The sequence below is a fragment of the Gelidibacter salicanalis genome (assembly GCF_016469035.1).
GTDB lineage: Bacteria > Bacteroidota > Bacteroidia > Flavobacteriales > Flavobacteriaceae > Gelidibacter > Gelidibacter salicanalis_A.
The window spans coordinates 39,633-51,925 of record NZ_JAEHJZ010000019.1; the positions used below are offsets into that span (position 1 = coordinate 39,633).

10 protein-coding genes are annotated in these 12,293 nt (G+C 37.8%); 6 read left to right on the forward strand and 4 right to left on the reverse strand.

Annotated elements, in window-relative coordinates; translation table 11 throughout:
- The first annotated feature begins 62 nt into the window (after window positions 1-62).
- From surE to JEM65_RS08995, 6 genes are all read left to right on the forward strand, one after another.
- On the forward strand, window positions 63-839 hold the full coding sequence (gene surE / locus JEM65_RS08970; RefSeq protein ID WP_199598665.1) for a 5'/3'-nucleotidase SurE: 777 nt from the start codon (window positions 63-65) through the stop codon (window positions 837-839).
- Entirely contained in the window at window positions 832-1,116 is a 285-nt protein-coding gene (locus tag JEM65_RS08975) for a hypothetical protein (protein ID WP_199598667.1), read from the forward strand. The genes surE and JEM65_RS08975 overlap by 8 nt, the downstream gene beginning before the upstream one ends.
- A gap of 53 nt (window positions 1,117-1,169) precedes the next feature.
- Complete coding sequence (lpxB, locus tag JEM65_RS08980; RefSeq protein WP_199598669.1) at window positions 1,170-2,291, forward strand: lipid-A-disaccharide synthase; 1,122 nt, start codon at window positions 1,170-1,172, stop codon at window positions 2,289-2,291.
- 141 nt (window positions 2,292-2,432) lie between these two features.
- On the forward strand, window positions 2,433-3,014 hold the full coding sequence (locus JEM65_RS08985) for a C40 family peptidase (RefSeq protein WP_233530592.1): 582 nt from the start codon (window positions 2,433-2,435) through the stop codon (window positions 3,012-3,014).
- Between the two features lie 207 nt (window positions 3,015-3,221).
- Window positions 3,222-3,737: a C40 family peptidase gene (locus JEM65_RS08990; RefSeq protein WP_199598671.1), complete on the forward strand. Its 516-nt coding sequence runs from the start codon at window positions 3,222-3,224 to the stop codon at window positions 3,735-3,737.
- Between the two features lie 26 nt (window positions 3,738-3,763).
- Window positions 3,764-5,800, forward strand: a complete 2,037-nt coding sequence (locus JEM65_RS08995; RefSeq protein ID WP_199598673.1) for a ComEC/Rec2 family competence protein — start codon at window positions 3,764-3,766, stop codon at window positions 5,798-5,800.
- Window positions 5,801-5,843: 43 nt separating this feature from the next.
- On the opposite strand, the gene JEM65_RS09000 is transcribed toward JEM65_RS08995, so the two are convergent.
- The 4 genes from JEM65_RS09000 to JEM65_RS09015 form a co-directional block, all read right to left on the reverse strand.
- Window positions 5,844-6,392 carry a thioredoxin family protein gene (locus JEM65_RS09000; RefSeq protein WP_199598675.1) on the reverse strand — a complete coding sequence of 183 codons (549 nt, stop codon included), beginning with the start codon at window positions 6,390-6,392 and terminating at the stop codon, window positions 5,844-5,846.
- 238 nt (window positions 6,393-6,630) lie between these two features.
- A complete protein-coding gene (locus JEM65_RS09005) occupies window positions 6,631-8,199 on the reverse strand; it encodes a peptide MFS transporter (RefSeq protein WP_199598677.1) in 1,569 nt (522 codons plus the stop codon).
- Window positions 8,200-8,419: 220 nt separating this feature from the next.
- A complete protein-coding gene (locus JEM65_RS09010) occupies window positions 8,420-10,000 on the reverse strand; it encodes a peptide MFS transporter (protein WP_199598679.1) in 1,581 nt (526 codons plus the stop codon).
- Window positions 10,001-10,014: 14 nt separating this feature from the next.
- On the reverse strand, window positions 10,015-12,183 hold the full coding sequence (locus JEM65_RS09015; protein ID WP_199598681.1) for a S9 family peptidase: 2,169 nt from the start codon (window positions 12,181-12,183) through the stop codon (window positions 10,015-10,017).
- Window positions 12,184-12,293 lie beyond the last annotated feature (110 nt).

Here is a 12,293-nt window from a genome sequence, read left to right on the forward strand (position 1 = left end):
CTCCTAGAATAGAGTAATACGGTCTATTTTATGTATTTTAGCAGACTTAATAGGATTGCAGAATGAAGAAAAAACCTTTGATTTTAGTAACTAATGATGACGGAATTACAGCGCCGGGGCTCCGCACCCTAATTGAAGTTATGAAAACCATTGGCGAGGTGGTAGTGGTGGCTCCTGACAGCCCACAAAGCGCGATGGGTCATGCCATAACGATTAATTCTACCCTATATGTTGAACAAGTCCAAATTGGCACTGACGACCTTAAAGAATACAGTTGCTCCGGCACTCCTGCCGATTGTGTAAAGCTAGCCGTAAAACAAATTTTGGGCAGACGCCCTGACATATGCGTTTCTGGTATAAATCACGGTTCCAACTCCTCCATTAACGTTATTTATTCAGGCACTATGAGTGCTGCGTTAGAAGCAGGGATTGAAGGCATTCCTGCAGTTGGTTTTTCACTTTGTGATTACAATTGGAATGCTGATTTTGAGGCTTGTAAAACCTATGTAAAAACCATTGTAGAAAATGTACTGGAACACAGTTTGCCTAATGGTGTAGTCCTCAATGTCAACATCCCAAATTTACCCAAAGAAGACATTAAGGGCATGAGAGTAAGCCGTCAGGCCAAAGCCAATTGGGAAGAAGAATTTGACAAACGTAAAAATCCGCAAGGCCGCGACTACTATTGGCTTACGGGTAAATTTGTCAATCTAGATCAGGGCGAGGACACCGACGAATGGGCACTAGACAACGGCTATGTATCTGTGGTGCCTGTCCAATTTGATCTTACCGCACACCATTGCATTCAAAACTTAAACTCTTGGAATTTAAATGATTAAAAAGGAACTATTTATCGGGTTTGTGGTAGGACTAATCGCCAATACCATAGGGTTTATTATCGCCATTCTTATTTTTGGAAATGGTGAAGATATTACGACTGCCTTTAGACAATCCTTAGCTCAAGGTTTTTTTAGCAAGCTGGTCAGTATGGGAGCCATACTAAATCTTGTTGCCTTTTTTCTTTTTTTAAAAGTGAAACGTGATTACCGTGCTCGTGGGGTGATTTTTGCCACCATAGTGGTAACAATCATTACTTTTATAATTAATTACAAATAAAAAACAGATAGATTTTTATTTATCTTTCGCACTATAACTGGTATTCTCAAAAGATGAAATATTATATAATTGCTGGTGAAGCCTCAGGAGATTTACACGGCGCCAACCTTATGAAAGCATTGCTGAAACAGGATACCGAGGCCGAATTTCGATTTTGGGGTGGCGACTTGATGCAGGCTGTTAGTCCAACCTTGGTAAAACATTATCGCGACTTGGCTTTTATGGGATTTTTAGAGGTGGTGATGAATTTAAAAACCATTACTCAAAACCTTGCACTTTGCAAAAAAGATATTGAAAGCTACCATCCAGATGTGCTGATTTTTATTGATTATCCGGGTTTTAATTTACGAATTGCCAAATGGGCCAAGCAAAAAGGGTTTAGAACCCATTATTATATTTCTCCGCAAATCTGGGCTTGGAAAGAAAACAGGATCCATGATATCAAACGGGACGTTGACAAAATGTACGTCATTTTGCCTTTTGAAAAGTCGTTTTACGAGGACAAGCATCACTATCCGGTCGAATTTGTTGGCCATCCATTAATAGATGCCATTGCAGACCGAACACAGGTTACGGAAATTGATTTTAGAACCAAACACAAGCTTTCAGACAAGCCTATTATTGCCTTATTACCAGGAAGTCGAAAACAGGAAATTCGAAAGATGCTCACCGTTATGTTGAGTGTGGTTAAGGATTTTGAAGCATACCAGTTTGTCATTGCGGGTGCGCCAAGTCAGGATTACGAATTTTACAGCAACTTTATCAAAAAAGAAAACGTGTCTTTTGTTGCTAACCAAACCTATGACTTATTAAGTTTATCGACTGCTGCTTTAGTTACGTCAGGCACTGCAACCTTAGAAACGGCATTGTTTAAAGTCCCGGAAGTTGTTTGTTACAAGGGCAGTTGGATCTCCTATCAAATTGCAAAACGCATTATTAATCTCGATTATATCTCCTTGGTTAATTTAATTATGGATAAACCCGTTGTAACGGAATTGATCCAAGCCGATTTTAACACCAAACGCTTAAAGAAAGAACTCCATGCCATTTTAGAAACCGATAAACGCGAAGCGCTTTTTATGGAATATTTTGAATTGGAGAAGAAATTAGGCGGCAAAGGAGCGAGTGAAAAAACAGCAAGATTGATTTATACAGACTTACAAAATATTTCTTAAGCACATTTGTTTAAGCTTTAAGGATTTTCAGAACATGGTTTATGGCAATGAAAAAAAAAGATGAACCTTAACTAAAATTGGTTATTTTTGGTAATCTTGTAAAATTCAACAATACTTTTAAAAAATTTCAGTTCTAGTCAGATGAAAACGATTATCCTCTTCCTGCTTGTAGCGATGACGCTAAGCAGTTGCAAATCTTCACAGAACATTGCAACTTTCAAACCTGAATCCCTTAAAATTGATTTAAAACCAGTAACATTAAGTACAAATTTCACCATTCCCATCGCACCCAAAACCATCGATTTATTTCCATTAGAAGACATCTCCTCAACTATATACTCTAGAGCCGATAGAATTATTGATTATGCCTTTGCCTTTGACGGCGTACGATATAAACGAGGTGGCACCACAAAAGAAGGGATGGATTGCTCAGGACTGGTAGTGACTACTTTTGACCGCGAAAATATTTCATTACCCAGAGTCTCCAGAGACATTGCACGTACTGGTGATAAAGTGGATATCAAAGAAGTGGGTAAAGGCGATTTACTCTTTTTTGCCACGCGTAGAAATAGTAGAACCATCAGCCATGTAGGTATTGTGACTACAGCTAGGGATGGTTTTGTGGAATTTATACATGCCAGTACTAGCAACGGGGTCATTGTTTCTAATATGGCAGAAAAATATTGGTACTTCGCATTTATTGAGGCTAGACGTGTGATATAGTAATTCTCTCAATTAACTTCTAAGTGCCAGACAATAATCTACTCATTATGCATAGTTATCCTTTCCATAATGACATAGACCATTCAAATATTAATTTCCAAAAAAGAATTTTTACAACCATTTCTGATAAGTTAATCGACACAAAACAATAAGCGCTTGGCTACTTGTTATAATAAATTGATATTTTTATCAAAAATTACCTTACAAATGAAAAAGATTGCCCTAATCCTTCTTCTATTGGTTGCATTTAGTAGTTGTAAAAGCCCTAAGCGCATCGTTACCACAAAATCCAAGGCTTCAAAAATTGATTCCAGATCAACTTCTTCAGCATCGGTAAATCCAGTAGCCGAAAATGTTCTTGATTATGCCATGAAGTTTGAAGGCGTTAAGTACAAATACGGTGGTACTACAAAAAAAGGTATGGATTGTTCGGGTCTTATTGTAACCTCCTTTAACAGTGAAAACATTTCCTTACCAAGAACTACCGGAGACTTGGCAGTAACCGGAGATTGGATTGATTTAAAAAAGGTAGAAAAAGGAGATCTCTTATTTTTTGCCACCCAAAAAAACAGTAGAACGGTTAGTCATGTAGGGATTGTTACAGAAGCAAGAGAGGGCAATGTTGAATTTATCCATGCCAGTACCAGTAATGGTGTGATGGTGTCCAACTTAGCCGAAAAATACTGGTACTTTGCCTTTGTACAGGCAAGACGTGTGCTATAATACTAATTTTTAGTAATTTAGAGCGCATGAAGTTAATTAATTTCGCGCTCATCAAGATTACATTAAGCCTTATACTGGGCATTCTCTTTGCGTTTTATGTTGATATTCCTCTAAGGAATACTGTTGCTACGGCTGTTGTCCTTCTTATAAGTCTCTCGGCAGTGCTAATTATTGAAAAAGGACGTTTGGTTAAATCCGCGATTTTTGGGATACTAACACTAATAACTTTCTTTGTTATCGGGGTCTTAACCTTCCAACTCCATGACCAGAAAACGTTTAAAACCCATTATACCCAACACATTGAACCCACCCGAGACTCTATAGCGTCCATTACGTTTCGTGTTAGGGAGGTCCTTAAACCCGGCGCGTATTACGACAAATATATTGTGGATATTCTACAAATCAACAAGCAATCGTTAGGCGGAAAAACACTTCTGAACGTTCAAAAGGACAGTCTCTGTAAACCATTTAAGGTAGATGATGTGTACCTTTCTAGATCTGCTCTAACAGATATGAATTCGCCTTTAAATCCGAATCAGTTCGATTATAAAGCGTACCTCCAAAAACAATACATCTACCATCAAATTTTCTCAAGTCGTGACCATCTTTTAAAACTTCCGTCAAGTACACAGACCCTCTTTGGACACGCCGCCATCTTGAGAGGTAGCATCAATTCAAAATTAAAGTCCAAAAACTTCAATCCAGATGAGTTGGCACTTATTAATGCCCTATTACTAGGACAACGTCAGGATATCAGCCCGGAAATTTATGACAGCTATTCCAAGGCTGGCGCCATACATATTTTGGCAGTCTCAGGATTGCACGTCGGAATTTTAATCTTGCTAAATTCACTTTTTAAGCCTTTGGAATATCTTCGGCACGGTAAGCTTATCAAAACGCTCATCATTGTGGGTGTCTTATGGAGTTTTGCCATCATTGCCGGATTGTCAGCATCAGTCACCAGAGCGGTTATGATGTTCAGTGTGGTGGCCATTGGAATGAATTTAAAGCGACCTGCAAACATTTATAACACCTTAGTCATTTCTATGTTTTTCTTGTTACTCTTCAAACCTTTATTTCTTTTTGATGTGGGGTTTCAAATGAGTTATTTGGCGGTCATTGCCATAGTCAGCATTCAGCCGTTACTAAATAAATTATGGCAGCCAAACTCTACTCCTATCAAAAAGTTATGGCAAATATTTACCGTTACTTTGGCGGCGCAAATTGGTGTCATCCCCATAAGTTTATTTTATTTTCATCAATTCCCGGGCTTGTTCTTCTTGTCTAACCTAGTTATTATTCCTTTTTTGGGGGTTATTTTAGGCCTTGGTATCGTGGTCATTCTTTTAGCGCTCATGAACATACTCCCCTTCTGGATTGCCGACCTATATGGTAGCATCATTAGTTGGATGACTCATTTTGTGCGATGGGTGTCACTACAGGAGCGTTTTGTATTTAAAGACATTTCCTTTGAATTGCCACAGGTTTTCACGGCTTACTCTTTAATACTCGCCATTTTGTTGTTACTGCAGAAGCAAAATTTCAAACGCTTGACGGTAGTTATGGTTAGTGTACTAATCTTTCAATCGACTTTAATTTTTGATAAGAAAAAAAACCGAATCGATGCGTTTATAGTCTTTCATAAAAGTAGGCATAGTCTGATTGGTTTCAAATCAAATGCCACACTTGAGATATTTCACAATTTGGATAGCACTGTCGCTAACTCAGAAAACAGTATAAGAAATTACAAAGTTGGAAACTCCATAATATCGATCAGCCACGACACTTTAGAAAACATTTACATCTTCAATACCCAAAAAATTTTAGTTATTGACAGTTCAGGAATTTATAACATCCCGCAGTTTCTTCCGGATTATGTGGTTTTAAGAAATTCGCCTAAAATTAATCTGGACCGGTTGCTCGATGCCATAAAACCTAAACTGGTCATTGCAGATGGAAGTAATTATAAATCTTATGTACAACGATGGGAGACGAGTTGTACAACGCAAAAAATCCCTTTTCACTTAACCAGTGAAAAGGGAGCATTTATTTTAGAGCGATAATCCTAACAAAAAAAATGATTCTTTTATTGGGATTTGTTTGGTATCATCCCTTGAATTCAGGTTTAAAAGCTGTGTAATAAGCATTAAAATCGTCCTGGGTTTTCATTTCCTTATGTGTGTCTTTCAAAAACATCTTAAGGTATAATTCTAATTGCTGTGGTTTTTGATAACCTCTTACCGGAAAGATTAAATCGCCATTTTCATCAAAAAACACCACTGTTGGGTAAGCATTTACTTGTAGCGCACGGGTTAAATCATGTACACTGTTCCTTCCATTGGCCTTTTCAGGCTTATAACTTTTATTGAAATAACTGTTATTTTTATACTTAACCACTTCATTCCCTTCGCCATTAAACTTTACAGCATAGTAATGCTGATTCACATATTTAGCGACATCAGGATTTTGAAAGGTATTTTTATCCAACATTTTGCATGGCCCGCACCAATTGGTATAAACGTCCATCATGATTTTTTTGGGTTTCTTTTTTTGAAGAGCGAGCGCTTCTTCAAAAGTAACCCAATTGATCTGTTGTGCGATACTGTTGAATGACATTAACATAGCTAATATCACTAACAATCCAATCTTCTTCATATGACTAATTTTTTACAAATTTAGAAAGTTAAAGCAAAAAACGCTCCAAAGATGGCCCTTTTCACGTTTATTTAACGATTGCTGTAACACTAAAATTAAGTTCAGAAGGATATACAATTCGATAAAAAGAAAAACTACTTTCCTACATCTCTGTAAAGAGAAGAATAAACAATCCTGTAGGATGGCCTAAAACCCTGTCCTTAAAAAGATTTTCAATATCGGGATTCATAATGTACTCCTAGTTTATGTTTTCTTTTTGGGCTAAATCAAATTTTTCCTGTTCTCTGATTTCTCTTTCATTATCCTCAGCACCGTGGGTTAAACGTTTTAAAGGTTTTAACAGTGCAAGAACTAAGATTCCAAAGAGTACAGTAAAAATGGTGATTCCAGAAAACACGGCGTATTCACCATATTCAGATGCATTTTCTCCCAGAATACCAGCCACTTTATTACCCAATCCTGTGGCTGCAAAATACACACCCATCATTAAGGATGCATATTTTATTGGAGCCAATTTGGTGATAAATGATAAGGCCACCGGAGAAGAACACAACTCTCCAATGGTGTGGAATAAATACGCAAAAACTAACCAATACATTGCAGAACTACCGTTTGCATTGTATTCTCTAGCGGCAAATATCATAAAAACAAAACCAAGTCCCATTATCATGGTACCAATGGCCATCTTAAACAAAGACGATGCCTCTTTACCTTTTAGCTTCCGTTTTGCCCAATACCCAGCAACAAGTGTTGCAAAAATTATAATAAATCCAGCGTTTAATCCTTGGAACCAAGTGGCCGGAATTTCCCAACCCCATAACATCCTATCGGTATTTTGTTTGGTGTAAATACTCATCAACCCCCCAGCTTGCTCAAAGGCTCCCCAGAATACAATAACAATAAGGAATGATAGCAAGAGCACCAAAAATCTATCTTTCAGAATTTGGGTGTTAAGATTTTTATAAATCATCATCATTACTCCTGCAACCAGCGCGATAAAAATATACAGTGCGGTGTACGCCCAATTATCAACACCGTCATAGGTAAAACCAGCATATACGGCATAGGCGCAAATTAACAGCACCACGCCTAATTGAAGAGGTGATTGCGATAAGTTGGAGAAGAGTTTCCCTAAAGACACATCCTCTTTCTTTTCCTGTTCGGTTGGTTTGTTACCTACATGTACCAAATACTTTTGTCCGTATAAATACACTCCTAAGCCGAATAACATCGCAATACCTGCAAGACCGAATCCATAATGCCATCCTATTGTTTCACCTACATAGCCTACAATAAAAGTTGCGAGCAAAGATCCTAAGTTGATTCCAATGTAAAAGATGCTAAATCCTTTATCACGTCTGATATCGCCCTCTTTATAAAGACCACCAACCATTGTTGAAATATTAGGCTTTAGCAAGCCCACACCTAAAATAATCAAGGCTAGACCTGTGTAAAATGCCCACATTTGGTCAAAAGCCAGAATGCCATGACCAGCCACCAGTATTAAGGCACCATAAAGCACCGCTTTTTTCTGACCGAAAACTTTATCAGCGAGCATGCCACCCGGAATGGACATCACGTACACTAACATGGTATACCAACCGTATAGCATAATAGACTGAGAATCCAGCCACCCCAGACCTGGATTATCTGCTGTTGTTTTTTGAACTAAATAAAGCGTTAATAAGGCTCTCATGCCATAGTACGAGAAACGTTCCCACATCTCTGTAAAAAACAAGATATAAAGTCCGACGGGATGCCCCCAAAGTTCTCTTTGACTAGGTTGAATTGTTGCTGTACTTGACATAAGATTATAGATTAGTTAGTATTTATAAATTCCTAGAAGAGTGTCAAAATCAATTTGTATTTCGGAAAACATCCAATTGAAACATCCTTACTACACTCAACCATTTAATAGTTGGGTTCTAATAGTGCTGAAGAAAGAGTCTGTTAGAAATTTTAGACAATTTTTTCAGCACTCCACACCTTACCTATTCTGACCTTCAATTCTAATTGTGAAGGTGTTCTTAATTTATTCCATGCATCATTTTCTTCAACTTCCTATTAAATAGCAAGAGCATTACTGCAGCAAATAGCGGAATAGCGGCAATGATTATAAAGAAGGTGGATAAAGAGTATGTTTCAGATATTTTGTCAATATAAGCACCCGTCCAACCCGCAATAAAATTGGCAATTGCTGAAGCAGTAAACCAGAGACCGAATAACATTCCGACGAATTTTTTAGGGGATAGTTTACTGACATAGGATAGTCCAACTGGAGACAAGCATAATTCTCCCATTGTATGGAAGAAGTAGGCTAAAATTAACCAAATCATACTTACCGAAGCTGTTTTTGCTCCTTGTGGAATACTCATACTTCCATAAGAAAGCGCAAAGAAACCAACGGCAACTAGTATAAGTCCTAAAGCAAACTTCACAGGTCCGGATGGATCCCATATTTTTTCCCATAGTTTACTGAAAGATGATGCTAGCGTAATAATAAAGAATGAGTTTAATATTTGAAACCATGATACGGTTACCTCAGTTGCTTCTAAAGAAAACTCACGGTAGACTTTCCATATGCCCAACACCCAAATAATTGCAAATGAAATGGTGGTAAATATGATGGTCATTGGATACTTAATGTAAATTTTCTTTCCTAAACCAACCAAGACATAGGTTACTACCGCCATTGGAAAAATAGTCAGCAAGGCATCTACCCACTTAAATATAATTCCAGAACTGCCGGTCAAGGCTCTTTGCGTATAATCTTTGGCAAACAATGTCATTGACCCCCCAGCTTGTTCAAAAGCAAAAAAGAAAAATATACTGGCAATCATTAACACTGAAACCACAATTAAACGGTCTTTTACGATATGTGGCGCTAACACTTCATCATCCTTCTCTCTTTCAGCCGTTGCCAACTTCTCTGCTTTAGTAGCGTGCGTTCCTACGCTTCCAAATATTTTTTGTCCAAAATAGAATTGCAGCATTCCGAAGAACATAAATACACCGGCTAAACCAAACCCGTAATGCCATCCAATTTTTTCTCCGATATAGCCACACAATAACATTCCTAAAAAGGCACCTGCATTAATACCCATGTAGAAAATAGTATAGCCTGCATCTTTTTTAGTACTCGTATCTGGATATAACTGTCCAACCATTGAAGAAATGTTAGGTTTAAACATACCGTTACCCATGATCATAAGCGCCAACCCCAAATAGAAGAAGTAAGGCGTAAAGCCTTCCAAGGCCATAGAGGCATGCCCTAAGGTCATGATTGCTGCACCAATAAGAATCGCTTTTCTATAGCCGGTAAACCTATCGGCAATAAATCCTCCCAATAAAGGGGTCAAATATACCAAGCCTGTATATAAACCATAGAGTTTTAGGGCTTCTTCATTAGTCCAGCCCCAACCTCCGCTAAGGAGCTCGCTGACTAAGAAAATAGTTAATAATGCCCGCATCCCGTAATAACTGAAACGCTCCCACATTTCTGTAAAAAACAATACAAACAATCCAGCAGGATGTCCCATTACCATTTGATCATCAATACCCTGCTTCTGTAGGTGAACAATCAGTCCGGGATCTCTATCTTGACTCATATAAAAAATTTAGTTTAAAGGTTTTCATTAATAAAATTCGTCATTTTGGTATACAGATGCAACCTTGTGTTGCCACCATAAATACCGTGGTCATTGTCAGGGTAGATCATCCATTCAAACTGTTTGTTGGCCTGTATGAGTGCTTCCACCATTTGCATAGTATTTTGCACATGTACATTATCATCACCTGAACCGTGTATCAATAAGAAATTTCCTTTCAATTTATCCACGTGATGTATTGGAGAATTCTCGTCATAACCCGAAGCATTTTCCTGTGGAGTAGTCATGTAGCGTTCCGTATAAATAGAATCGTAAAAACGCCAACTTGTTACTGGGGCAACTGCAATGGCCATTTTAAACACATCATTGCCTTTAAATAAGGCATTACTACTCATAAATCCGCCGTAACTCCAACCCCAAATGCCCATGCGGGCTTTATCAATATAAGATCTTGAGCCTAACAATTTAGCGGCATCAATTTGATCTTCAACTTCATATTTACCCAATTCATTTTGAGTTACCTTTTTAAAATCAGCACCCTTAAATCCTGTTCCTCTACCGTCTACACAAGCCACAATATAGCCTTGTTGCGCTAAGAAATAATACCAATAATCATTGGCGCTGTTCCAGCTATTTTTCACAGACTGAGAACCCGGACCTGAATATTGAAACATAAATAATGGATAGGTTTTAGAGGCATCAAAATCGGTCGGCTTAATCATCCACATATTCAAATCGTTGCCATTAACGGCTATGGTGCTAAATTCTTTGGCTGGAAGGTTATAAGCTTCCAAATTCTTTTCCAAAGCGTTATTATCTTTGATCACTTTAACCAACTTCCCATCTTTTGCGGTATGCAAGGTATAGGTTGGAGCTGTGGTAGCGCTAGAATAGGTATTGATGAAATACGTAAAATCAGCACTGAAATCGGCGGAATTGGTGCCGTCTTGTTGTGAAAGACGCTTCTTGTTCTTCCCATTCGTTTTTATGGAATAAACATCTCTATTGATAGAACCGTTTTCTACCGACTGATAAAAAATGGTGTTGTTCTGTTCATCAAAACCGTAATAAGCGGTCACTTCCCATGGGCCCTTTGTAATCTGATTGATCAACTTACCCTCTTTTGAATACAGATAGATATGATTGTAACCATCCTTTTCTGAAGTCCAGATAAAACTGTTGTCCTTTAAGAAGGTGAGATTATCCGTAACATCAACATAGGCATCATCCTTTTCTTCTAAAACCAGTTTAGAAGACATATCAGTGGCGTTAATCACCCATAAATCGAGTGCATTTTGATGTCTATTGGTATACTGTGCACTTAACACATTGGCATCAGTAGTCCATTTAATCCGTGGAATATAGAAATCTGAATACGGTTTATCCACCTTAACGTCATTGATCTTTTTTGATTTTAAGTCATAAATATGTAATGATACAAGCGCATTCGCTTCTCCTGCCTTAGGATATTTAAACACTAATTGATCAGGATAGAGCTCCTTACCGTAGATGTCCATAGAAAATTCCGGAACATCTGTTTCATCAAAACGGATGAACGCCAAATAGGTTCCGTCGGCATTCCATTCAAAAGCACGTACAAAGGCGAACTCTTCTTCATAGACCCAATCCGTTATGCCGTTAATGATTTTATTCTTCTCACCATCTGTGGTGAGTTGGGTGGTTTGATTGTTTTCAAGATTTTTGATGTACAAATTGTTGTTCAAACCATAGGCTACTATAGTGCCGTCAGGAGAAAAGGTAGGTTCTTGAATCTTTTCATCGGCAATTTTAACCAAGGTTTTCGTTTGCGTGTCATACACATAAAAAACTCCTAACGTAGAATGGCGAAAAATGGATTCTACCTCAGTAGCCAAGATGATTTTGCGTTCATCCTTACTAAAGGTATAGTTTGAAAAAGTAGAAATGGCTTCCAAATTGGAAGAATTGACCAAGGTTTCAACTTTAGACAATGTTTTGTAATCATAAACATCTATTGCGGTTGAACCTTTTTCATTGTTGAGAACGGAGTACTGTTTGCCGTTATTCATGGAATGTAAAGATTGCATTCCTTGGGTTCTAAACGTACCATTCCAGATGGCATCGAGGGTAATTTCCTTGTTTTGGGCTGAGGCTAAAACAGTTACCAAAAAACAGATAAACAAGGAACTTTTTAAATACTTCATGAAGGGCTTTATTTCTGATAAAATGCTGTCAAGTTTACTAAAAATTATGCAAAAACACTAACCTTTAATAGTTAAAAACGTAAAGCTAGACTTTGCGTCTTTATATTCCT

What these genes read in the sequence shown, in the direction of transcription:
- surE (WP_199598665.1), top strand. Translation starts at nt 63, where the DNA reads ATGAAGAAAAAACCTTTGATTTTAGTAACTAATGATGACGGAATTACA.
- JEM65_RS08975 (WP_199598667.1), top strand. Translation starts at nt 832, where the DNA reads ATGATTAAAAAGGAACTATTTATCGGGTTTGTGGTAGGACTAATCGCC.
- lpxB (WP_199598669.1), top strand. Translation starts at nt 1,170, where the DNA reads ATGAAATATTATATAATTGCTGGTGAAGCCTCAGGAGATTTACACGGC.
- JEM65_RS08985 (WP_233530592.1), top strand. Translation starts at nt 2,433, where the DNA reads ATGAAAACGATTATCCTCTTCCTGCTTGTAGCGATGACGCTAAGCAGT.
- JEM65_RS08990 (WP_199598671.1), top strand. Translation starts at nt 3,222, where the DNA reads ATGAAAAAGATTGCCCTAATCCTTCTTCTATTGGTTGCATTTAGTAGT.
- JEM65_RS08995 (WP_199598673.1), top strand. Translation starts at nt 3,764, where the DNA reads ATGAAGTTAATTAATTTCGCGCTCATCAAGATTACATTAAGCCTTATA.
- JEM65_RS09000 (WP_199598675.1), bottom strand. Translation starts at nt 6,392, where the DNA reads ATGAAGAAGATTGGATTGTTAGTGATATTAGCTATGTTAATGTCATTC.
- JEM65_RS09005 (WP_199598677.1), bottom strand. Translation starts at nt 8,199, where the DNA reads ATGTCAAGTACAGCAACAATTCAACCTAGTCAAAGAGAACTTTGGGGG.
- JEM65_RS09010 (WP_199598679.1), bottom strand. Translation starts at nt 10,000, where the DNA reads ATGAGTCAAGATAGAGATCCCGGACTGATTGTTCACCTACAGAAGCAG.
- JEM65_RS09015 (WP_199598681.1), bottom strand. Translation starts at nt 12,183, where the DNA reads ATGAAGTATTTAAAAAGTTCCTTGTTTATCTGTTTTTTGGTAACTGTT.